16 protein-coding genes are annotated in these 21,927 nt (G+C 68.9%); 12 read left to right on the top strand and 4 right to left on the bottom strand.

Going from position 1 to position 21,927, the window contains the following annotated elements; genetic code table 11:
* Nucleotides 1-137: 137 nt before the first annotated feature.
* Nucleotides 138-1,061, bottom strand: a complete 924-nt coding sequence (locus tag C2U31_RS29970; protein ID WP_103276124.1) for a LysR family transcriptional regulator — start codon at nt 1,059-1,061, stop codon at nt 138-140.
* A 118-nt stretch (nt 1,062-1,179) separates the two neighbouring features.
* Here C2U31_RS29970 and C2U31_RS29965 point away from each other — a divergent pair, with 118 nt between their 5' ends.
* The 5 genes from C2U31_RS29965 to C2U31_RS29945 are packed head-to-tail and all read left to right on the top strand — an operon-like array spanning nt 1,180 to nt 6,230.
* A complete protein-coding gene (locus C2U31_RS29965; RefSeq protein ID WP_103276123.1) occupies nt 1,180-2,064 on the top strand; it encodes an intradiol ring-cleavage dioxygenase in 885 nt (294 codons plus the stop codon).
* Nucleotides 2,061-2,363: a Dabb family protein gene (locus C2U31_RS29960; RefSeq protein WP_103276122.1), complete on the top strand. Its 303-nt coding sequence runs from the start codon at nt 2,061-2,063 to the stop codon at nt 2,361-2,363. Before C2U31_RS29965 ends, C2U31_RS29960 begins: the two co-directional genes overlap by 4 nt.
* 11 nt (nt 2,364-2,374) lie before the next feature.
* Nucleotides 2,375-3,436, top strand: a complete 1,062-nt coding sequence (locus C2U31_RS29955; protein WP_103276121.1) for a maleylacetate reductase — start codon at nt 2,375-2,377, stop codon at nt 3,434-3,436.
* A 56-nt stretch (nt 3,437-3,492) separates the two neighbouring features.
* Nucleotides 3,493-5,142: a bifunctional 3-(3-hydroxy-phenyl)propionate/3-hydroxycinnamic acid hydroxylase gene (locus tag C2U31_RS29950; protein ID WP_103276120.1), complete on the top strand. Its 1,650-nt coding sequence runs from the start codon at nt 3,493-3,495 to the stop codon at nt 5,140-5,142.
* A 14-nt stretch (nt 5,143-5,156) separates the two neighbouring features.
* Nucleotides 5,157-6,230: a S9 family peptidase gene (locus C2U31_RS29945; protein WP_103276119.1), complete on the top strand. Its 1,074-nt coding sequence runs from the start codon at nt 5,157-5,159 to the stop codon at nt 6,228-6,230.
* Nucleotides 6,231-6,311: 81 nt separating this feature from the next.
* Here C2U31_RS29945 and C2U31_RS29940 read toward each other — a convergent pair whose 3' ends face one another.
* Together C2U31_RS29940 and C2U31_RS29935 are read right to left on the bottom strand one after the other, a co-directional pair.
* A complete protein-coding gene (locus C2U31_RS29940; protein ID WP_158658500.1) occupies nt 6,312-11,669 on the bottom strand; it encodes an autotransporter domain-containing protein in 5,358 nt (1,785 codons plus the stop codon).
* A gap of 330 nt (nt 11,670-11,999) precedes the next feature.
* The gene (locus C2U31_RS29935; RefSeq protein WP_233772561.1) at nt 12,000-12,929 is read right to left on the bottom strand and encodes a LysR family transcriptional regulator; all 930 of its coding nucleotides are present in this window, start codon (nt 12,927-12,929) and stop codon (nt 12,000-12,002) included.
* A gap of 209 nt (nt 12,930-13,138) precedes the next feature.
* Between C2U31_RS29935 and C2U31_RS29930 the strand changes: the two genes are divergently transcribed.
* The 7 genes from C2U31_RS29930 (at nt 13,139) to C2U31_RS29900 (ending at nt 21,172) form a co-directional block, all read left to right on the top strand.
* The gene (locus C2U31_RS29930; RefSeq protein WP_103276116.1) at nt 13,139-14,344 is read left to right on the top strand and encodes an aminotransferase class V-fold PLP-dependent enzyme; all 1,206 of its coding nucleotides are present in this window, start codon (nt 13,139-13,141) and stop codon (nt 14,342-14,344) included.
* 46 nt (nt 14,345-14,390) lie between these two features.
* On the top strand, nt 14,391-15,944 hold the full coding sequence (locus C2U31_RS29925; RefSeq protein ID WP_103276115.1) for an ABC transporter substrate-binding protein: 1,554 nt from the start codon (nt 14,391-14,393) through the stop codon (nt 15,942-15,944).
* A 10-nt stretch (nt 15,945-15,954) separates the two neighbouring features.
* On the top strand, nt 15,955-16,911 hold the full coding sequence (locus C2U31_RS29920) for an ABC transporter permease (protein ID WP_103276114.1): 957 nt from the start codon (nt 15,955-15,957) through the stop codon (nt 16,909-16,911).
* Nucleotides 16,908-17,771, top strand: coding sequence for an ABC transporter permease (locus C2U31_RS29915; protein ID WP_233772559.1), 864 nt, complete (start codon nt 16,908-16,910; stop codon nt 17,769-17,771). The genes C2U31_RS29920 and C2U31_RS29915 overlap by 4 nt, the downstream gene beginning before the upstream one ends.
* A complete protein-coding gene (locus C2U31_RS29910) occupies nt 17,768-18,625 on the top strand; it encodes an ABC transporter ATP-binding protein (RefSeq protein ID WP_103276113.1) in 858 nt (285 codons plus the stop codon). Before C2U31_RS29915 ends, C2U31_RS29910 begins: the two co-directional genes overlap by 4 nt.
* Complete coding sequence (locus C2U31_RS29905) at nt 18,622-19,440, top strand: ABC transporter ATP-binding protein (protein ID WP_103276112.1); 819 nt, start codon at nt 18,622-18,624, stop codon at nt 19,438-19,440. Before C2U31_RS29910 ends, C2U31_RS29905 begins: the two co-directional genes overlap by 4 nt.
* A 190-nt stretch (nt 19,441-19,630) precedes the next feature.
* Entirely contained in the window at nt 19,631-21,172 is a 1,542-nt protein-coding gene (locus tag C2U31_RS29900; protein WP_103276111.1) for a hypothetical protein, read from the top strand.
* Nucleotides 21,173-21,218: 46 nt separating this feature from the next.
* On the opposite strand, the gene C2U31_RS29895 is transcribed toward C2U31_RS29900, so the two are convergent.
* Nucleotides 21,219-21,854, bottom strand: a complete 636-nt coding sequence (locus C2U31_RS29895) for a DUF2625 domain-containing protein (RefSeq protein WP_103276110.1) — start codon at nt 21,852-21,854, stop codon at nt 21,219-21,221.
* Nucleotides 21,855-21,927: the final 73 nt, after the last annotated feature.

Genomic DNA, 21,927 nt, shown 5'->3' with positions numbered 1-21,927 from the left:
GCCGATGCGCGGGCGCGGAGCCCGCGTTTTTCGGCAGACGCAATGGTGGCCGTGTGTCTGGAGCGGAAAAAGTCCGGTGGGGGAAGAACAGTTCTTCGCGTGGCGAAGGAGTTGCTGGCGCAGGGGGCTGGGCGGCGCTATCGCGCGATCTCGTTCCACTTGCGGGCAAAGCCCAGCCGTTCGAAGCGTTCCATCAGGAACTCCGTGAACACGCGGATCTTCGCCGGCTGATGGCGCCGGCTTTGGTAGGCGATGTTGATGGTGAGCGCGGGCAGGCGCCAGTCGGCCAGCACCGGCACCAGCTTGCCGGCGACGATGTCGGCGTGAATGATGTACAGCGGCTGGATCAGGATGCCCAGCCCGGCCAGCGCCGCCGCGCGGATCACCTGTCCTTCGTTGGCGTCGAGCACGCTCTTGATGGGCACCGACTGCGTCCGCGCGCCGCGCTGGAAATGCAGCACATAGGGATCGTTGGCCAGGTTGTAGACCAGCAGGTCGTGCTGGCACAGCGCGTCCGGCGTGGCGGGCGCGCCGCGCTTGGCCAGGTAGCCGGGCGAGGCGGCCAGCACGCGCCGCGTCTCGGCCAGCTTGCGCACGGTGATGCTGGAATCGCCTTCATGCTCGCGCGTGCGGATGGCCACGTCGATGCCGGCCTCGATGAAGTCGGGATAGCGGTTCGCGGCCACGATCTGCACGTCCAGGTTGGGATAGCGCTTGTGGAATTCCGGCAGCGCGGGCGCGATGTAGATCGAGGCGAAGGACACGGATGCTGTCACGCGCAGCGTGCCGCTGGGATTGAGCGTGGCGGCGTTGACGGCGGCGTCGGCTTCCGCCATCTCGCCCATGATGGCGACGCAGCGCCGGTGGTATTCGCGGCCCACGTCGGTCAGCCACAGGCGTCGCGTGGTGCGCTCGACCAGCCGCGCCGACAGGCGTTCTTCCAGCGCGTTCAGGCATCGGCTGGCCGCCGCGCTGGACATGCCCAGCCGTTCGGCGGCCTTGGACAGGCTGCCCAGTTCCGCGACCTGGATGAAGAACTCGATCTGGGCCCATCTGTCCATGCTGGTGATTTCTCCGCGTAGCGGAGAACAAAACTCCGCAAACCTGTCTTTTTTCCTTGGCGAGACGGAATTAATGTTATCGCAACCTATCGCAGAACTACATCCGGAGACTACCCCTATGCGCAATCTCAACGAAGACACGATCACGCAGGCCGTGATCGCGTCACTCGGCGGTTGCCGCGACGAGCGGTTGCGGACCGTCTTCACAAGTCTGGTCCAGCATCTGCATTCCTTCGCCCGCGAGGTCCGCCTGAGCGAAGCCGAATGGCAGGCCGCCATCGGCTTCCTGACGGGCGTGGGCCACATCACCGATGACCAGCGTCAGGAATTCATCCTGCTGTCGGACGTGCTCGGCCTGTCGACGCTGGTCACGGCGCAGAACCATGCCAAGCCGGCGGGCTGTACCGAGGCGACGGTGTTCGGCCCGTTCTATGTCGAGGGCAGTCCGGAGTACGCATGCGACGCGGACATCGCCAATGGCGCCCCAGGCGAGCCCTGCTTCGTGCGCGGCCGGGTGCTGGATGTGGACGGAAAGCCCGTGGCCCATGCCCTGATGGAAGTCTGGCAGGCCGATCAGGACGGCCACTATGACGTGCAGTCGCCGCCGGCGGCCGACGGCAGCATCACGCACCGCGCGCGCGGCAAGCTGCGCACGGACGCGCAAGGGCGCTATGCCTTCCGCTCGATATTGGCCGAACCCTATCCGATCCCCCACGATGGTCCGGTCGGCGCGTTGCTGTCCGCGCTGGGCCGGCATCCGTGGCGGCCCGCGCATCTGCATTTCATGATCCAGGCGCCGGGCTGCGAGACGCTGATCACGCATGTGTTCCGCGACGGCGATCCCTATCTGGAATCCGACGCGGTGTTCGGCGTGCGTTCTACGTTGGTCGCCGACTGGGTCCGGCATTCCGCGGGCCTGGCGCCGGACGGTTCGCGCCTGGACGCGCCGTACTACACGCTGGACTATGACTTCGTGCTGAACCCCAAAAGGCCGTCGGCATGATCCGGCACGTCGTGATGTGGAAAGTGGCGGGCCGCAGCGCCGACGAGCGGAGCGAGGCGCGCCGGCGCGTGCAGGCGGCCTTCGAGGGGCTGCGTGGCCGCATTCCGGGCATGACGCGGGTCGAGATCGGCGCCGACGTCAGCGGCGTGGACTATGCCTGCGACCTGGTGCTGGTGGCGGACTTCGAATCGGACGAGGCGCTGCGCGCCTATGCGGAGCACCCGGCGCATGCGCGGGTGCGCGAGGAACTGGCGGGCCTGCGGATCGCGCGCCACCAGGTGGACTACGTCACGCGGTGACGGGGGGAATCATGGAATTCATCTATCAGGCGCGCCCCGCGCGCGTGATCTTCGGCGCGGGCAGCCTGCGCCATCTGGAAGACGAAGTGCAGGCGTTGGGCGCGCAGCGTGCGCTGGTGCTGTGCACGCCGGAGCAGCGCGCCATGGCCGAATCGGTCGCCGAGCGGTTGGGCGCGCGTGCCGTCGGCGTCTACGACCGGGCGGCGATGCACGTGCCGATCGAAGTGGCGCGGGACGCGCGCGAGTTCGCCCGCTCGCGCGGCGCGGACTGCGCCGTCGCCGTGGGCGGCGGCTCCACGGTCGGGCTGGGCAAGGCGATCGCGCTGGAAAGCAGCCTGCCCATCCTGGCCATCCCGACCACCTATGCGGGCAGTGAAATGACGCCGATCTACGGCGTGACCGAGAACGGCCTCAAACGCACGGGCACCGATCCGCGCGTGCTGCCCCGGACGGTCTTGTATGACCCGCAGCTGTCGTTGAGCCTGCCGGTGGACCTGTCCGTGGCCAGCGGCATCAATGCCATGGCGCACGCGGCCGAGGGCTTGTACGCGGTGGATGCCAATCCGGTGATGAGCCTGATGGCCGAGGAAGGCATCGCCGCGCTGGCGCGCGGCTTGCCGGGCCTGCGGCGCGACGCCGCCGATCCGCGCGCGCGCGGCGACGCGCTGTACGGCGCCTGGCTGTGCGGCACGGTGCTGGGCAATGTGGGCATGGCGCTGCATCACAAGCTCTGCCACACGCTGGGCGGCAGCTTCAATCTGCCGCATGCGCAGACGCACGCCATCATCCTGCCGCATGCGCTGGCCTACAACACGGCCGCCGCGCCCGAGGCGATGCGCCGGATCGCGCGCGCGCTCGGCGCCGAGGACGCGGCGCGCGGCATGCACGCCTTTGCGCGCGCCGTGGGCGCGCCGCTGTCGCTGGCCGACATCGGCATGCGTGTGGCCGACCTGGACCGGGCCGCCGACCTCGCCGTCGCGAATCCGTATCGGAATCCACGTCCGGTCGAGCGCGGCGCGTTGCGCGCGCTGCTGCAGGATGCCTTCGACGGGGCGCCGCCGCGCGAATACTGAACACGATCCCGCGCGAATGGCGGGAGACAACAATACAGACAATCAAGGAGACGGAAATGACGTCAGAACAAGAGGCGCATGGCGCGGACGAGGCCGCGCGCTACGACGTGGCGGTGGTCGGATACGGGCCCACCGGCCTGGTCGCGGCTTCGATGCTGGGACGCGCGGGCTATCGCGTGATGGTCATCGAGCGCTGGCCCACGCCTTATGGCCTGCCCAGGCTCACGCATATCGATGGCGAGACCGCGCGCATCGTGCAGGCCAGCGGCGAGATCCAGCGGGCGCTGCGCAGCGCCAAGGCGGTCGACACCTATCACTATCGCGACGCGGCCGGCGATCTGCTGCTGGAACTGAACTGGAGCGGGCGGGCCTGCGGCTATCCCGCGCACATCTCGATCTACCAGCCCGACATCGAGGATGCCGTCGAGGCGCGCGCCAAGGGCTACCCGAACGTGACCGTGTTGCGCGGCTGGGAAGTCGACACGCTGAAGCAGGACGAGCAGGGCGTGACGCTGTCCGCTCATCCCCGGCGCGGCGGCCAGGAAGCGCAATGGACGGACGCGCCCCGCGAATTCCGCGTGCGCTACGTCATCGGCGCCGATGGCGCCAACAGCTTCGTGCGCCGCACGCTTGGCATCGAGCGCAGCGACTTCGGCTACAACGAGCGCTGGCTCAACCTGGATTCCGAGAATAAGCGCGACCTGGGCGCGGCCTGCGCCCTCACGACGATCTACTGTGATCCGGCGCGCGCCTACATGCACATGCCTATCGGCACGCGGCGCACCCGTTTCGAGCTGCGTGTGCTGCCCGGCGAGGAAACGGCCGATTGGGAACAGGAGGACGCCGGCTGGCGCTGGCTGCATGAACGCTATGGCCTGGGGCCGGACGACTTGAAGCTGCTGCGCCACGTGGTCTACACCTTCGAGACGCGCATCGCCGAGCGCTGGCGCGAGGGGCGCGTGTTCCTGGCGGGCGACGCTGCGCACACCATGATGCCGTACATGGGGCAGGGCGCCTGTTCCGGCATGCGCGACGGCATCAACCTGGCGTGGAAACTGGACCTGGTCTTGAGCGGGCGCGCCTCCGAGGACTTGCTGGACAGCTACGAGGCCGAGCGTCGCCCGCACGTGACCGCGATCACGCAGATGTCCCTGTTCCTGGGGCAGGTCGTCAACGAGGACGACCTCGACAAGGTCGCCCAGCGCGACGCGGCGTTCCGCGCCGGCCAGGTGCCGCCGATGCCGCCGTTTCCGAGGATCGAGCACGGCGTGCTGGGACGCGGGCGCGACGGCGGCCTGGCGGCGGCGACGGGAGCGCCCGCGCCGCAGGGGCGCGTGCGCCAGGGCGCGGCGGAAGGCTGCCTGGACGAAGTGATCGGCTACGGCTTCCAGCTCGTCGCCCGCGAGCATCCGGCCCGTCATCTGGATGAGAGCCAGCTGCGTTTCCTGGAGCAGCTCGGGTGCCGTTACGCGGTGTTGTCGGTCGATGGCGCCGGTCGCGACGCGGTGGTCGACCTGGACGGCGACCAGCAGGCGTTCCTGGATGCGCATGGCATCCAGGCCTATCTCAGCCGGCCGGACTTCGCGGTGTTCGGGTCGGTAGCGACGCTGGACGACCTGGGCGCGCTGGTCGATGACCTGCGCCGCCAGCTGCACTGGCGGGCGGACGGGCGGACGCAATCGGCGGCGGACGCGCGCGCGGCATGAAGGAAGGAGCCAGCATGAGCACCGAGATATCCGCCGCCGCGCAGGCCTTGCAACGGGCCATGCCCGTGACCCGGCTGCTCGATTGCGGCATGGACTACGCCGACGCCATCGCGCTGCACGCGCGCACGGCGCAGGGCGAGCCCTGGGACATGGCGGCCGAGGCCTTGGCCGAGGCCCAGTTCGCGCGCGCCGGCCAGGCCGAACGGGCCGGACATCCCGTCACCGCCCGCGATGCGCAGGAAAAGGCGATCGCCTGCCTGCTGTTCGCGCAGATGGCCTACAACGACGACACGCCGCGCAAGCGGCAGCTGTATGCGCGGCTGAGCGCGGCCACGCGGCGCCTGGCCGGGCTGTCGGAATTGCCGGTGGAACGGGTGGAGCTGCCGTTCAACGGCGCGCGTCTGATCGGCTGGCTGGTCCGCCCCGCCGCGCGCGCCGCGCGCGGCACGGTCATCGTATTCGGCGGGCAGAGCGGCTGGGGCATGGCCTATTGGCCGATCGCGCGCCAATTGGCGGCCAGGGGACTCGCCACCTTGCTGGCCGAGGGGCCGGGCCAGGGGGAAACACGGCTGGAGCAGCGTATCCACGTGGACGTGGATATGGCGGCGGCGTATCGCTGCTTTGTCGATCGCGTCGTGGGCGATCCGTCGCTGGGCCGCGCCGGCATCTGGGGCAATAGCGTGGGCGGCCTGTGGGCCGCGTCGACGGCGGCTGCCGATCCGCGCATTGCCGCCTGCTGCGTGAACGGCGCGCTGGCCGCGCCTTCGCTGCTGCCGTTCCGCACTTTCGTCGAACAGGCTGCCGCGATGCTGGGCAGCGCCGACCTGGATGCCGTGGCCGCCAACTTCGTCCGCATGCGCTTCGATGCGCGGCGCGACCGCATCGGCTGCCCGCTACTGGTGATACACGGCGGCGCGGACCCGCTGATCAAGCTGGCGGACCAGCAACCGTTCCTGGATGCCGCGCTGCCCGCGCTGGGCACGCTCAAGGTCTGGGAGGATGGCGAGCACACGATCTACAACCACGCGGCCGAAAGAACCGTGTTCGTGTGCGACTGGTTTGCCGACCGCCTGGATCAGGCGGGTTGAAAGCCGGCGGCCCGTGCTGCGTCAGGCAGACGGGCCGCCGTCATGGCGGCCAGCGCGCAGGCGCCGGCCGCCTTGCCGCCATCAGTAGCGGTAACGCACGTCCAGCGTGCCGGTGTGCTGGCGGTTGCCGCTGCCGAACTGGCCGCCGTAGGTCACGCCGACCGTGGTGCGCTTGCTCACGTCCATGTTCACGCCCAGCTCGACCAGGGCCGCGTCGCGGGCCACCGGCACGCCGTTGGCCGTGAACGAGCCGCCGCCCTGCACGAAGGACAGCGTGCTGGCCGGGTTGACGTCGCCATAGGCATGGCGCCAGCCCAGCGTGCCATGCACCTGACCGCGCGCGCCGGCGCTTTCGAAGACGCTGCGTGCATGCAGGCCGAGCGTGGTGGTGGCGACGTTGTTGCGGTTGCTGTCGCCGCGCAGGGCGGCGTCGCCGCCGGACTCGGTGAAGGCGCGGGTGCGCAGGCTGCTGTAGCCGGCGCCGACGAACGGCTCCAGCGTGACGCGCTCGGTGACCGGGATGGCGTAGCCCAGCTCGGTGAAGACCTGGGCGGTGTTGCCACGGTAGCTGGCTTCCAGCGTCTGCGGCAGGCCGGCGGCGTCGGTGTTGCGACGGGTCGACATGTCGTGCCATGTGTAGGCCGTGCCCAGGCTGAAGTTGAGCTTGGCCGAGCCGAGGTCGAAGGCCTTGCCGCCGTAGATCGTCAGGCTGTAGCTGTCGGCCTTGGCGCTGGCGCCGCGCTCGCCGGTGCTGCTGCGGCTGTTGGTGTAGCCCAGCGCGCCGCCCAGGCGCCAGCCACCGCCGATGGCATGGTCGCCGCCGATGGTGATGCCGCTGTCGGTTTGCGTGGTCTTGGCGGCGTTGCCGTCGCCGCGCATGGTGCCCCAGTTGCCGAAGACCTGCGCCCACAGAGGCTGCGCGGCGGCCTGCGGCAGCGCGGCGGCGTCGCCCAGGCCGAGCTGGGCGGTGGGCACGCCGGGCAGCATGCCGGCGTTCAGGTTGGCGCGCAGGCGCGTCATGGGCACCTGCACGAAGGTGTTGGCGGCGCCCTGCAGCATGGTGGCGGAGGTCGAGTGGGTCTCGCCGCTCAGGCCGTCGAAGGCGCCGGCCGGCGCGCCGTTGGGCAGGTTCATGACGCGGCGGTACAGCGGGCTGTCCTTGGGCAGGCTTTGCAGCGCGCGGGCGACGGCGCGCTGGTTGCTGGTGTTGCCGGCGTCGGCGAACTCGATCGGGCGGGTGCCGCCGTCGTCGGTGGGCACTTCCTTGGTCTTGATGACCAGGTCCACGCGGTGGTCGTCATAGGCCAGCGTGGGGTTGAGGAAGGCCAGGTTGCTGGAGACCTTGCCGAAGCGGCCCTGCACGCCGCCGTCGGCGGTCAGGATGGTGTAGGTGGTGGACGGGGCGTAGCTGCCGTTGGCGCCCACGTGCACCACGGAGCCGGCCAGCGTGGCCTTGCCGCCCACCTGGACGCTGCTGTGCTGGCCGTCGGGCGAGGCGGCGACGCGGTAGGACGCATACTGCCCGAAGCTCAGGTCGCCCCGCAGCTTCATCGTGCCCATGGGCCTGGCGGCATTGCCCGGCGCGAGCATCCCGCTGGTCAGCACCACGTTGTTGAGGGTGCCGGTGCCGGACAGGACGGTTCGGACGCTGGTCTCCACCGTGCCGCCGAGCTTGCCTTCCACCTGCAGGGCGCTATCGGGATAGACGGTGAGGGTGCCGGTATAGGCGCTGCTGTTGCCGAGCAAGGTCAGGGTGCTGTCGCCGAGAACCTTGGTGGCGCCCGAGCCGGACAGCGAGCCGGCGTAGGTCCAGTTGTCCGACCGCCTGAAGAGCAGCTCGCCATTGTTGACGATGTCGCCGGTCAGCGAGCCGGTGTTGCCGCGGTTGCCGATCTGCAGCGTGCCGCGGTCGATGCGGGTGACGCCGGTCAGGGTGTTGTTGCCGGTCAGGATCAGGGTGCCCAGGCCCTGTTTGCGCAGTTCGCCGGCGCCGGACAGCGTGCCGCCGTAGACCAGCGAGCCGGTGCGGTTGAAGGCCAGGGTGGCGCCGGCCTGGACGATGGCGTCGCCGGCGATGCTGCCGTACGAGCCGCCGTCGCCGAGTTGCAGCGTGCCGCTGGCGACCCGGGTGACGCCGGTGTAGTCATTGTTTGACAGAAGCGCCAGCGTGCCGGCGCCCAGCTTGGTCAGGCCGCCGCTGCCGGACAGCGTTTGCGACACGGAGAAGGTGTTGCCCGCGTCGGCGATGTCGAAACCGCCGCCGGCCGCGCCCCAGGTGATCATGCGGGGCGTGCCTTGCATGGCGGTGCCGGTGACGCGCAGCGTACCGCCCTGGAAGTCCAGGCCGCTGGAGGCGGCGCCCAGGTTCGCGTCGGAAGACACCGACAGCGTGCCGGCGCTCAGGCGCGTGTCCTGGGTGTAGGTGTTGGCGCCGTTGAGCACCAGGGTGCCGGTGCCGGTCTTGTTCAGGCCGTTGCCGGTGAGCACGTTGTCGATGGTCGTGGTCCAGCCGGCGGAGCTGGCGCCGCCGTCGCCCACGCGCACCTCGCTCAGCTGGCCGGCGGCGGGCGCGACCAGGGTCAGCGGGTCGCCGTTCAGGCGGTAGCCGTCGCTGGCGAACTGCATGCCCTGGGCCAGCACCGCGCCGGCGGTGTTGTCGATCGTGACGGTGCCGGCGGCGCCGCCGAAGATGGAGAAGGCGTCAACGGGATAGCGCGCGCCGGTCGCGCTGCCGTTGAAGTTGCTCCAATTCGGGTTGGTGGCCGACCAGGCGCCGGAGCCGCCGCCCATCTGGGTCGGGCTGGCCAGTCCGTCGGCGTTCCAGAATGCCAGCGGCATGCCCGCGGTGTTGATCAGGTTGATCTGCTTGGCTGCGGACAGCGTCTGGATGGTCTGGCCGGCCACGGTGGAGGTGATTCCGCCATTGGTTGTCGTCAGCGCGCCGGTGTAGTCGAATAGCCGGTACAGGCCGGGGCCGTAGCCGCCGCCGTTCAAGATGTCCAGGCGCGCGCCGTTCAGGGTCAGGTCGCCCAGGGCCGACACGCTGTGGCCGGCGCCGGGCGTGCCGAAGTCTGCGCCCGGCGCGCCGAGGCTGAACTGCGCGGTGCTGCCCTGCTCCAGTGTGAGGGCGCCGACGGTGAATACGCCTCCCGGCGCGCCCGGCGTCAGATACCCATTGGCGGCCACGGTCACATTGCCATCGACCTTGCCGAAGCCGCCGAGCTTGCCGCCACCGCCTACGTAGACGTCGCCGTTGATGCGCGCCGTGGAATAGGCCGACGCCCCGCCGACCATCAGCGTGCCGCCGTTGACTATCGTCTGGCCGTCGTAGGTGGCGGCGCCGTTCAGTTCAAGCAGGCCGGCGCCGGTCTTCATCAGCGCGGCGGAGCTGCCCGAGATCGTGCCGCCAAAGGAGCCGCTTTCGAGCGTCAGGACTATGCCGCCCAGCTTGACCTCGCCGCCGGTGCCGTTCAGGGCGCCCAGGGTCTGGTATTGGGCGGCGGAGGCATCGAAGACGCCGCCCGTATCGACCGTGACCCTGGCATTGGGGGCCAGGCTGCCGTTCGTGCCCAGCTTGAGCGTGCCGCCGTTGATGGTGACTCCGCCGGTGATGAGGTTGGCGCCGTCGAGCGTCTGTGTGCCGGTGCCCGTCTTGGTCAGCGTGCCGGTGCCGGAGATGACGCCGCCGTAGGTGCTTGAGGCGCTGCCGGCCAGGGTCAGCGCGCTGGCGCCCAGCGTGACGTTGCCCGTGCCGCTCAGCCCGCCGATGGTCTGGGCGCCGGCGGCGCTCAGGTCGAAGGCGGTGTTGGCCCCCAGCCATACCTTGGCGCTGCTGGACAGGCTGCCGCCGGCGCCGATGGCCAGCGTGCCGCCGTTGACGGCGAAGGTGCCGGTTGAGGTGTTCGCGCCGGTCAGCGTCAGCGTGCCCGCGTCGTTCTTGTTCACGGTGTCTGTACCGGACAGGACACCGCCATAGGTGCCGGCGCTGGACTGCATGAAGAATAGCCGGCCGTTGTTGTGAATGTTGCCTTGCAGGCTGCCGTTGTCGCCCAGCAAGGTGGCGTCGGTCTGGACGGTGGTGCCGCCGCTGTAGTCGTTGGCCCCTCCCAGCGTGACCTGGCCGGTGCCCGCGACGGTCAGGCCGCCCGTGCCGGACAGCTTGCCGGACAGGACGAGCTGGTTGGCGTCGCTCGTCGTCAGGCCACCCGTGCCCAGCACGATGTCGTTGGCCAGTGTCGAGCGGAAAACGGACGAGGCGATGCTGCCGCCTTGCGCGTTGATGACACCGGTGCCGAATACGCCGTTGTTGTCGACGGTGGCGACGCCGCCCTTGAGCGTGACGGCGCCGCTCGGCATGACCAGCGGGCCGTCCGTCAGGCGCCAGTTGCCGCTGTTGACGGTCAGGTTGTCGAAGTTGGTGTAGGTCGAACTCGAGACGTTGTTGGACAGGCCGTTGCCCGCCGGATCTTCCAGCACCAGCGTGCTGCCGGCGCCACCGCCGTCGACCTTGCCTGGCGCGATGAAGCGCAGGCCCGGGGCGGACCCGACGTACTGATCCAGCGGGTTGCCGATGCCCGTCACGCTGGAGCCAGACCGTGCCGTGAATACATTGACGCCGCCCGCGCCCATCGAGACGCTGCCCTGGATGCTGCCGGCGTTGATGAAGGTGTTGCCCGGGGCGCCCGGCATGATCGGCCCTTGCAGGGCGACCCGGCCGATGATCGTGCCGTCGTTGGTGATATTCACCTGGCCACCGCCGTAGGCGGCGATGACGGGTGCGTCCAGGACGGCCCGTGTGCTGCTGGCGATGATGCCGGCTGTGATCTTGCCGTCTTTCTGGTTCTCGATGGTGGTGGTGCCGAGTGAGCCATTCTGCACCGCGAGCGCGAGGCCCGTCAGATCAGTAAGCGTCGGGGCGTGGTCGCCGCTGGCGCCGCCGATGATGCCGTTCGCCCGGTTGATGATGGTCTGCATGCTGCCGCCGGCCGCCGTGAAGGCGACGCCGTTCGACGCAATCGACCGGGTCGTGCCGAGCGTGAAGGGATCGATCCTGCCGCTGTTGTCCAGCGTCACGCCTTGGCCCTGTATGCCCAGGGCGGTTCCGCTCATGGTCAGGCCGACGCCCAGGCTACCGGCGGAAGTCACGGTGATCGTGGCGTTTGACGTAAAGGTGCTGTAGTACGGTTGCAGCACGTTGGCCGGGACGTCGCAGATGATGGCGCTCAAGCTGCCGTTATTGCGGCAGTTGGCCGCCGTCGCCATCCCGCTCCAGCCGGACAGGCCCAGCGCCAGCGCCACGGCCAGCGCATGGCGCGGCCAGCGCATCGGGGCGCACAGCCCGGCGGATGCGCGGCCGCCGCGCGTCTGCGCGGCGAATTCGGAAACGGGCTGCCAGGCACGCACAGCGTTGTTCCATACCAGCCGGTATATGTGATTCAAGGCCCGCTCCTTATTTTTTAATAATGTCCGCCGCACCTCCGGAATGGGACGCCGGCCATTCGCCTGCTCGGTTGACGGCAGGTTGCAAGAATTATTAAAAAATTGTAATTAGCGGATTAAGGATGATTCTGACGAATTCTTTCGTCGAATCTTCAAGCCCGGGCGGGCGTGAGCGGATTGCCGTGCGATAGACGGATATAACAAGAAAATGCCAGGGAAATCGCCGGCAAAGGCCGCGAACGGCGGCGCCGCCAGATCCATCCCGCGCGAGCCGCGTGTTGTTGGCGGGAGACAGGCGATCGTCGACAGGTCCGCGCTTCGGCGCTCGCTTCAGGGCAATAGCGCGTTCCCATCCAGGCTGCATTCGCCCAGTTCCACCCGCTGCGGCGCGGTCTCCTTCACCAGCCGCACGAAGATCCGAGCGAACTCGCGCGCCTGTTCCGATGGCGCATAGGCGTTGGGCAGCAGGAACCCGTAGGGCAGGGTCAGCTTGGGCTCGAAATCCCGCAGCACGATGCCGGGCACGTTGGCGGCCAGCACCGGGTCGGCCAGCGCCACGCCCACGCCCAGTGCGGCCAGCTGGCAGGCCGATTGGCCGGACGAGGTTTCCATCACCATGTGCAGCGGCAGGCGCCGCTGCTCCATCAGGTCGTCGATGTGCTTGCGCAGCAGCGTGTAAGGGCGCAGCGCGATGAAGGGTTCGTCCTTGATGTCGTCCACCGTGACCACGGACTTGGCCGCCAGCCGGTGGCGCTCGGGCATGGCGATGACCAGCCGCACGTCGGCGAAACTGCGCGAGCGGATGCCGGGAAAATCGATGGGCAGCGCCGCCAGCCCCAGGTCGAACTGCTGGCCGGACATCCACAGGCCGACCTCCACGCGCGAACGAACTTCCAGCGATACCTTCACGCGCGGATGCAGGCGCGAGAACTCGGCGATGGCGGCGGGCGTGACGCTGTAGGCCAGATAGGGCTGCGTCAGGATGCGCAGCCAGGCGTCCTGCTGGTTGCGGATGCTGCTGGCGATACGCGACACCTCTTCGAAGCCCGCCAGGATATGGCGCGTGCCTTCATAGAAGCGCAGGCATTCCTGGGTGGGAACCAGGCCGCGCCCCTGGCGCAGGAACAGCGTGAAGCCGACCTCGGCTTCCAGCGCCGAGATCAGCCGGCTGATCTGGGGCTGGGTACGGTGGATGCGCCGTGAGGCTTCGGTCACGCTGCCGGTCTCCATCACGGCGCGCAGGGCTTGCAGGCGGTTCATTCGCATAGGGGAAAACCCGTGGTCAGGTGTGAGTCAGGCGCGAATCAGGCGTGAACGCAAAAAAGCGCAAAGCCTTGCCCTGATTGGGCAAGCAGGCAGCGCGACGATGATCCATTACAAATCCGCATGAATCAATACTCCGAACGAAATTGACGCATGAATTCACGCGATCTTAGGATCGGCTCAACTTTCGATGAAAGAGGCGCGGCGTGAATATCCAAGAGAAAGAGGTATCCGTGGGCAGCCCCGCGGCGTTGTTCCCCGATGAACGCAACGGCATCGAGCTGCTCGACTGGAGCAATATCGGCCTGGCGTTCCCCATCAAGCACAAGCGCGCGTACCTGAACAACGCGTCCATCGGCGCCCTGAGCCTGCCGGTGGTGGCCGCGGTGAACCGGTACATGGAAGACGTGCGCGACCATGGACGCAATTCCTATCCCGAGTGGTGCCGCTACGCCGACGAGACCATCAAGGCCCGCATCGGCCGCCTGATCGGCGCGCATCGCGACGAGATCGCCTTCGTCAAGAACACCACCGAGGGCCTGGTCAACGTCGCTAATGGTTTTCCCTGGCGCGACGGCGACAACCTGATCCTGCCCGACATCGAGTACCCGTCCAACGTGTACTGCTGGATGAAGCTGGCCGCGCGCGGCGTCACCATCCGCTGGGTCAAGAACCGCAATGGTCGCATCCTGGTGGACGACATCCGCAAGCTCATGGACGACCGCACGCGGCTGGTGTCGCTCAGCGCCGTGCAGTTCTCCAACGGTTTCCGCCACGATCTGGAGGCCACCTCCAACCTGTGCAACGAGCGCGGCGTATACCTGAACCTGGACGCGATCCAGTGGGCCGGCGCCTTGCAGCTGAACGTGGAAATGCTGGGCATCCACTTCCTGTCGGTCGGCGGCCACAAATGGATGCTGGCGCCGGTGGGCACCGGCTTCTTCTATTGCCGCAAGAGCGTGCTGGGTGTGCTGGATCCTCCCAACGTGGGCTATCACAGCGTCGACAGCACCGAGGACCATATGCATTACCTGCTCGAATACCGCCAGAACGCGGGCCGTTTCGAGGAGGCGCTGGCGAATTTCACCGGCATCTGGGGCCTGGACGCCGCCGTCCGCATCCAGCTGGCGCTGACGCCCAAGAGCATCGAATCGCACATTCTGGAGCTGACAGGCTATGCTGGCGCCGCGCTGCAACGCAAGGGCTGGCAGATCGTCAGCTCGCGGGCGCAGGGCGAGGCCTCGGGGAACCTGTCGTTCAAGCATGCTGGCTATGACGCGCAGGAAATCGCCGTCCGCCTGCGCAACGCCGGGGTGGACCTGGCGGTGCGCGGCGGCAATCTGCGCATCTCGCCCACGTACTACAACGACACCAGTGAAATCGACCGCCTGGTCGAAGCCCTGCCGTCCTGACGGCCGGGCCGCGCGCCGGCGGACCTATCAGAGCGAGAGGAATGTGATGACGATGTTGCATACGATGCGCCGCCTGGCGCTGGGCCTGGGCGTGAGCGCGTTGGTGGCGGTTTCCAGCGGCGTCCACGCCGCCGGCGCGCCGAAGAAGGGGGGCACGCTGCGCTACGGCACCGTGTCCGAGATCGTGTCGCTGGATCCGCACGTCTACGGCGGCAATGCCTGGAAGGTGCTGATCGAGGTGCTGTACAGCCCGCTGGTCGGCTACGACAAGACCGGCGCGGTGGTGCCGCGCCTGGCGCAGAGCTGGGAGCAGCCCGACGCCCGCAGCATCGTCTTCCATCTGCGCGCCGGCGCGAAGTTCCATGACGGCACGCCGGTCACGGCCGACGACGTGAAATTCTCGCTCGACCGCATCCTGGATCCCGCCGCCGGCGCCACGCTGCGCTCGAACCTGCTGGGCGCCACGGTGACGGTGGTCGACGCGGCCACCGTCAAGGTCGAGAAGCCCTCGCCGGACGCGACCCTGCTGGCCGTGCTGGCCATGCCCGAGGTGGCCATCGTGTCGCGCAAGTGGGTGGAAAGCGGCGCCAATCTGAAGCTCAGCGCCAACGGCACCGGCCCCTTCGTGCTCAAGAGCTACGAGCCTGCCGTGCGCGCCAGCCTGGTCCGCAATCCCGCCTATTTCGTCGACGCCCAGCCCTATCTGGACGGCGTGGACTTCCGCATGATCAAGAGCGACGACGCGCGCGTGAACGCGCTGCGCAGTCAGTCGCTGGACATGATCGACTTCGTGCCCTGGAAGGACATCGACGCGCTGCGCCGCAACGCCGGCATGAAGGTCGACATGGCCGGAGGCGCCTTCATGAGCGTCTGGTTCAACACGTCCAAGAAGCCCTTCGACGATGCGCGCGTGCGCCGCGCCGTGTCCTACGCCATCGACCGCGAGGCCGTGTCCAAGGCCGCCTTCTTCGGCCATGGCCAGCCCATCTACGGCGCGCCGACGGCCGCCGATTCGCCCTACTTCAACAAGGACCTGGACGGCACCTACAAGCGCGACCTGGCGCGCGCCCGCGCGCTGCTGGCCGAGGCCGGCCACGCCAACGGCGTGGACGCGAGCATGGTGGTGTTCCAGGGCCTGGGCATCTACACCACGATGGCGCAGGTGATACAGGCGAACCTCAAGGAAGCCGGCATCAACCTGAAGCTGGAGCCGGTGGAGTGGGCCACGCTGGTCGAGCGCAAGAATCGCGGCGACTATGAATCGATGATCTACGGCGTGTCGGTCAAGCTGCCGGATCCCGACGCCTACGCCTATTACCTGGGCGGTGATTCCAGCTACTGGGCCAAACCCATCGGCTACCGCGACGCCGAGCTGGAGAAGCTGCTGGCCGCCGGTCGCGCCCAGACCGACGTCAAGGCGCGCCAGCCGATTTACCACGAGGCCGAAAAACGCATCCTGGAAACCAGTCCCTGGCTGTTCGTGAACTGGCGCGAGCAGGCGCAGGCCTATCTGCGCAAGGTGCACGGCTACACGCAGCTGGGCGGCGCGCTGAGCGAAAGCAGCCCGGGCATTTCCCTGCCCACCATGTGGCTGGATTGAGCGGCCACGGATGCTGCCATTCCTGGCCCGGCGGCTGACCTCGGCCTTCATCACCCTGGCCCTGGCGACCGGGGTGGTGTTCATCGCCATCCATCTGCTGCCGGGCGATCCCGTCGCCATCATGCTGGGCGAGCAGGCTGGCAGCGATCCGCTGGCGGTCTTGAAAGTGCGCGCGCAGCTGGGACTGGACCAGCCGCTGGGCGCGCAGTTCGCGCGCTGGATCGGCGCGCTGGCGCATGGCGACCTGGGCGTCTCGCTGCGCACGGGCGAACCGGTGGCCGACGAGCTGGCCCGGCGCATTCCGCGCAGCCTGGAACTGATCGGCACCGGCCTGCTGGCCGCGGTGGCGCTGGGCGTGCCGCTGGGCGTGGTCGCCGCGCGGGCGCGCGGCCGGCTGGCCGGCATGGCGGCGGGCATGCTGGCGGTGGCGGGGTTCTCGGCGCCGGTGTTCGTGCTGGGTATCCTGCTGGTGCTGGTGTTCAGTCTGGGGCTGGGCTGGCTGCCGTCCTCCGGTTTCGTCGCGTTCGCCGACGATCCGCTGCAGCATTGCCTGTCGCTGATCCTGCCGGCCATGACCATCGGCTTGAACTTCATGGGCGTGGTCGCGCGCATGACGCGCGCCAGCCTGACCGACGTGATGGGCAAGGACTATGTGAAGCTGGCGCGCGCCAAGGGCCTGACGCGTGGCCGCGCCATCCTGCGGCACGCGCTGCCCAACGCGCTGGTGCCGGTGATCGCCATCGTCGGCATCCGCGCCGGCAATCTGTTGGGCGGCACTGTCATCATCGAGGCGCTGTTCGACTGGCCCGGCCTCAGCTCGCTGCTGGTCAGCGCGGCCTTCGCGCGCGACTACCCCGTCATCCAGGGCAGCCTGCTGGCCATCTTCGCCATCTTCATCCTGATCAGCCTGGCCATCGATCTGGCCCAGGGGCTGGTCGATCCCCGCATCCGCAGGCCGCCGGCATGAGTGCCCGTCCCGTTTCCGTCGACGCCGCTCCGCGCCGTTCGCCGCGCTGGCTGTCCGCCGCGCTGCCGGCCTGGCTGGCGGCGGCCTTCCTGCTGCTGGTGGCGCTGGCCGCCGCCTTCGGTCCCATGCTGGGCCTGCAGGATCCGTACCAGATCGACGCGGCCAATCTGTTGTCCTCGCCCACCTGGAAGCACTGGCTGGGCACCGACGAACTGGGCCGCGACCTGCTGTCGCGCGCCGTGCATGGCGCGCGCGTTTCGCTGACGGTGGCGGCCGCCGCCGTGGCGCTGGCCGGCGTGCTGGGCGTGGCCGTCGGCGTGGGCGTGGCCTTCCTGGGTCGCCGCGCCGAGGCCGCCGCCATCCGCGTGGTGGATGTGTTCGTGTCCCTGCCCGAGATCTTCGTCGCGCTGGTGGTGCTGGCCTTCATCGGCGGCAATCTGCCGACGCTGGTCGCCACCATCGGCATCCTGTACGCGCCGCAGTTCGCGCGCGTGGCCTGGGGCGTGGCGCGTGGCATCCGCGCGCGCGAGCATGTGCAGGCGGCGCGCTCGCTCGGGGCGGGGCCGGCCTGGATCATCTGGCACGAGGTGCTGCCCAACATGCGTTCCATCATCGCGGTGCAGGCCTCGTTCACGTTTTCCTTCGCCATGCTGCTGGAGGCCGGGCTGAGCTTCCTGGGGCTGGGCGTGCGTCCGCCGGTGCCATCCTGGGGCCAGATGGTCGGCTCGCTGAAGGACTATCTCTACACCAATCCCTGGCCCGTGCTGGTGCCGGCGCTGGCGCTGTTCTTCACGGTGCTGGCCGTCAACGTGCTGGGCGACTGGTTGCAGGACGCGCTCAATCCGGAGCTGCGGCGATGAGCCACCACGCCGACGCGCTGCTCACCGTGCGCAACCTGGCTGTCAGCTTCGATGGCCGCGACGGCCCCGTGCACGCGGTGCGGGGCGTGGATCTGAGCGTGCGGCGCGGCGAGGTCGTGTGCCTGGTCGGCGAGTCCGGTTCGGGCAAGTCGGTCACCGGCTTTTCGCTGATGGGGCTGATCGATCCTCCCGGCCGCGTCAGCGCCGATGAGCTGCGCTTCGACGGCCGCGACCTGTTGCGCGCGACGGAACGCGAGCGCGACGCGCTGCGGGGCAGGGACATCTCCATGGTGTTCCAGGAGCCGATGACGGCGTTCAACCCCGGGCGCACGGTGGGCGCGCAGATCGCCGAGGTCTTCCTGATTCACGAGCGCATCAGCCGCCGTCAGGCCTGGGACCGGGCGGTGGACCTGATGGAACGCGTCGGCATCCGCGAGCCGGCGCAGCGCGCCCGGGCCTATCCGCATGAGTTGTCCGGCGGCATGCGCCAGCGGGTGATGATCGCCATCGCCTGCGCGCTGACGCCCAGGCTCATCATCGCCGACGAACCCACCACCGCGCTGGATGTGACCGTGCAGGCGCAGGTGCTGGAACTGTTGTTCACCCTGCAGGCGCAGAGTGGTGCGGCGGTGCTGTTCATCACGCACGACCTGGGCGTGGTGGCCGAGATCGCCGACCGCGTGGTGGTGATGCAGGCGGGCCGGATCGTGGAGGAGGGCGCGGTCGGGCAGATCTACGCGCAGCCGCGCGATCCCTATACGCAGGCCCTGCTCGCGGCCGTGCCCGATGTGGACGCGCCGCGCGATCCGGCGCGGCGGCTGGGACGCGGGACAGGCGCGCAGGCTACCCGATGAGCGACGCCATCCTGCGCGCGGACGCGGTGTCCAAGGAATTCGTGCTGGCACGCAACCTGCTGGGCCGGCCGACGCGCGTGCTGCGGGCCGTGCGCGGCGTCAGCCTGTCGATCGAGCGCGGCGCCACGCTGGCGCTGGTCGGCGAATCGGGCTCGGGCAAGAGCACGCTGGGCCGCTGCATCGCCGGCCTGCTGCGGCCCACGTCCGGCAGCGTCGAGCTGGCCGGCCATGACGTGCAACGCCTGTCCGGCGCCGCGCTGCTGGCGTTCCGCCGCCAGGTGCAGACCATCTTCCAGGATCCCTATTCCAGCTTGAACCCGCGTCGCACGGTGGGCGACGCCATCATGGACGGCATGGTCATCCACAAGCTTTGCGGCGCCGAGGAACGCCAGGCGCGCATGCTGGCGCTGCTGTCGCGGGTCGGCTTGCAGCCGGATCACGCGCGGCGCTATCCGCACCAGTTTTCCGGCGGGCAGCGCCAGCGCATCGCCATCGCGCGCGCGCTGGCGTTGGAGCCGCGCTTCATCGTGGCCGACGAGGCCGTGTCGGCGCTGGACGTGTCGGTCAAGGCCCAGGTGCTGGACCTGCTGGCCGACCTGCAGGCCGAGCATGGCCTGACCTATCTGTTCATTTCGCATGACCTGGGCGTGGTGCGGCATTTCGCCGACCGGGTGGCCGTCATGGCTGCCGGCGAAATCGTCGAGGAAGGCGACTGCGACCAGATCTTCGAGAGTCCCGCGCAGGCTTACACGCGGCAGCTGATCGCCGCCGTGCCCCGGCCGGACCCGGCGCGCAGGAGTCTGCGGCGGGGGTGACGCGGCGCGCGCTGGCGCCGTCTTCCCGGCAGGCAGGGGGCTGGGGACCAGCTAAAAAGGGGTGTCAAAAAAAGGGGCGGGATCGGCGGCGCGGGCTTAAGTTCTGGTTCCGGCCTGCCGTTAGCAGGCGAGAGGCCTCCGGAGGCGGCAGCTGGCAACCCTGGCCCCCTGGCTTGCCGGAATTGTCGACATGACTACGATTTCCTCGGGCTCCCTGCCGATGGTCATCGCGCCCCAGACGCCGTCGCCGGCGCTGTCGCGCGTGAGAATGGCCAACCAGCCGGTCGATCCGCCGCAGCCGTCCACCACGGTGACGCTGGGTGGCAAGCAGGAGCCTCTGACCTATACCCGCGACAGCATCGCGGAGATGGCGCCGTCCGGCGCCATCTGGCAGCGCGAAGCCAACGACGCGATCTCCGCGACGATGGCGACCAATGGCCGCAATTCAGTCAGCAGCCGTTTCAATGGGCTGGCCGACGCCGTGCTGAGCCGCTTCCGCACGGAAGGCGGCAGCTACTCGCAATCCTTGATCCTGCCGTCCGCCGCGACCGAAGGCGTGTCGGCGTCCGCCCTGAGCAGCCAGCTGCGCGGCGCGCCGGGCACCGGTGTGTCGCTGCGCATCATGACCGCCAGCGGCACGCAGGTCGACGTGAAGCTGGGCGCCAGCGCCGACGGCATTGCCGTGGATATCGGCGTCAGCGAGGGCGAGCTGTCGGAAGACGAGCGCCTGGCCATCGCCGGCCTGGCCAAGTCCTTCCAGGATGCGGTCGACGGCCTGGGCTCGGTGCCGCCGCGCCTGGCTGTCGCCGGACTGGCCAAGTTCGATTCCAAGCTGCTGGCCTCGGTGTCGCTGGAAACCGCCATCGCCACCCGAGATTCGGGCATGGCCTCGATCAGCTTCCAGGCCGACGCCGCGCAGCGTTCCTTGACGATCAAGAACGCCACCGGCGTGGTCACGGTGAATGTGGACGCCAGCCAGCCCACGGTGGTCGGCAGCGCCCAGCAGCGCGACGCCGCGGTCGCCAGCTATCTGCAGAAGTTCGACGCCGCCCGCAGCCGTGGCGAAGGCGACCAGACCCTGATGTCCTTCTTCAAGGAAGCGTTCTCGGCCCTGCACCAGAGCTACGAGACGGCCGCGCCGTCGCCGCTGAGCCTTATCGGCAAGAGCAAGGACGCGGTGCCTCTGGCGCATCGCGGCGCGCTGTCGGGCATGGCGGACTTCTCGGCCTCGATCACGCAGGGCCCGGTGGCGAGCAATCCCTACCGGACGGGCGAGCAGGACAGTTTCTCCTTCCTGGCCACGCAACGCACCAGCATCAGCGGTGTGCAGGGCCTGGGCGTGAATGTGTCGCAGGAAAGCGAGACCAACCTGGTCGCCAGCTTCCACAAGCCGCTGCCGGGCGTGAAGGATCTGAACCTGACGCTGGATCCGGAGACGCAGAATTACCGGTATTTCCTGATCGAGGATGTGGAGAACAGCAAGACCGACCTGGCCTATGACCGCCTGGGCAACCTGAGCCAGGCCAGCCGCACGGAATCCAGTGTCCTGTCCACCCGCGTCAAGACCTACGCGAAGGGCAAGCTGGTCAGCGACGACACGCTGCCCACGGTGACGTCGCAGACGAAGAGCCTGATGTCGGAACTGCTCGCCGCGCAGAGCGAGGCGCAGCGCAAGGGCCAGGCGGACTCGTCCAAGGGGACGAAGGACGCCAAGGGAGCCAAGGCGGCGTAATCATGGAGGGGCGCAAGGCCCTTTCCAGCGGGGCAGGCCGGCGGTCTCAAGCGCCGGCCTGCTCCACATTCATGGCATACAGCTCCGCCACGTCCACCGCCTTGCGCGAACTGGTCGACGGCGAGCCTTCGCGCGTCCACAGGAACGGATAGAAGCTGAAGCCCTGGTCCCCCGCCAGGGCCTGCGCATCGGTCTGCCAGCCGGGCCAGCGCAGCCCTTCGTAGAACTCCTCCAGTCCGCCGCCCAGCGCCCAGCGCAGGAAGTCGGTGTAGCTCAGTTCCAGCGGTTCCCATTCCAGGGTGTCGGGCGCCCGGTAGTACAGGGCGCCCGCGTCCGCGCCCAGGCCGCCGCCATTGATGGCGAAAAAGCCGCCGACGGCATCGTCGGCGATCAGCAGGAAGCCGTTCGAGCGGCCGGCATTCCAACTGGCGATGTCGCGCGTGAGCCGGGGATGCCCGGACCCCAGCACGCGCAGCCAGCCGCCATCGATGAGCAGGCCGCCCGTGCCGTGGGCGACCGCGCCCATGGGCGAGCGGGTGGTGACTTGCAGGCGATGCAGCACGTCGCCGCTGCGTTCGGAGGGCGGCAGGATCTCGCAGCTTGTTCTCGCCTCGGCGACCCAGGATTGGACCAGCGGCAGGGCGGATTCTTCGTGGTTGATCAATGCTTGCAGGGGTTTCATCGATGGAGGCGGGCTTGTCGTGTGGGCCCGGTTGCTTGCGGGCAGGCGCGCAAGCCGGGCCGGTGAATGGGGT

It is taken from the genome of Achromobacter sp. AONIH1 (assembly GCF_002902905.1).
Taxonomy (GTDB): domain Bacteria; phylum Pseudomonadota; class Gammaproteobacteria; order Burkholderiales; family Burkholderiaceae_B; genus Achromobacter.
The sequence above is the reverse complement of the archived record's forward strand: the minus strand, read 5'-3'. Positions and strand labels throughout refer to the sequence as shown.

Excerpts from the sequence above, each read along its gene's own strand:
- C2U31_RS29970 (WP_103276124.1), bottom strand. The coding sequence starts at position 1,061 with ATGGACAGATGGGCCCAGATCGAGTTCTTCATCCAGGTCGCGGAACTG.
- C2U31_RS29965 (WP_103276123.1), top strand. The coding sequence starts at position 1,180 with ATGCGCAATCTCAACGAAGACACGATCACGCAGGCCGTGATCGCGTCA.
- C2U31_RS29960 (WP_103276122.1), top strand. The coding sequence starts at position 2,061 with ATGATCCGGCACGTCGTGATGTGGAAAGTGGCGGGCCGCAGCGCCGAC.
- C2U31_RS29955 (WP_103276121.1), top strand. The coding sequence starts at position 2,375 with ATGGAATTCATCTATCAGGCGCGCCCCGCGCGCGTGATCTTCGGCGCG.
- C2U31_RS29950 (WP_103276120.1), top strand. The coding sequence starts at position 3,493 with ATGACGTCAGAACAAGAGGCGCATGGCGCGGACGAGGCCGCGCGCTAC.
- C2U31_RS29945 (WP_103276119.1), top strand. The coding sequence starts at position 5,157 with ATGAGCACCGAGATATCCGCCGCCGCGCAGGCCTTGCAACGGGCCATG.
- C2U31_RS29935 (WP_233772561.1), bottom strand. The coding sequence starts at position 12,929 with ATGAACCGCCTGCAAGCCCTGCGCGCCGTGATGGAGACCGGCAGCGTG.
- C2U31_RS29925 (WP_103276115.1), top strand. The coding sequence starts at position 14,391 with ATGACGATGTTGCATACGATGCGCCGCCTGGCGCTGGGCCTGGGCGTG.
- C2U31_RS29920 (WP_103276114.1), top strand. The coding sequence starts at position 15,955 with ATGCTGCCATTCCTGGCCCGGCGGCTGACCTCGGCCTTCATCACCCTG.
- C2U31_RS29915 (WP_233772559.1), top strand. The coding sequence starts at position 16,908 with ATGAGTGCCCGTCCCGTTTCCGTCGACGCCGCTCCGCGCCGTTCGCCG.
- C2U31_RS29910 (WP_103276113.1), top strand. The coding sequence starts at position 17,768 with ATGAGCCACCACGCCGACGCGCTGCTCACCGTGCGCAACCTGGCTGTC.
- C2U31_RS29905 (WP_103276112.1), top strand. The coding sequence starts at position 18,622 with ATGAGCGACGCCATCCTGCGCGCGGACGCGGTGTCCAAGGAATTCGTG.
- C2U31_RS29900 (WP_103276111.1), top strand. The coding sequence starts at position 19,631 with ATGACTACGATTTCCTCGGGCTCCCTGCCGATGGTCATCGCGCCCCAG.
- C2U31_RS29895 (WP_103276110.1), bottom strand. The coding sequence starts at position 21,854 with ATGAAACCCCTGCAAGCATTGATCAACCACGAAGAATCCGCCCTGCCG.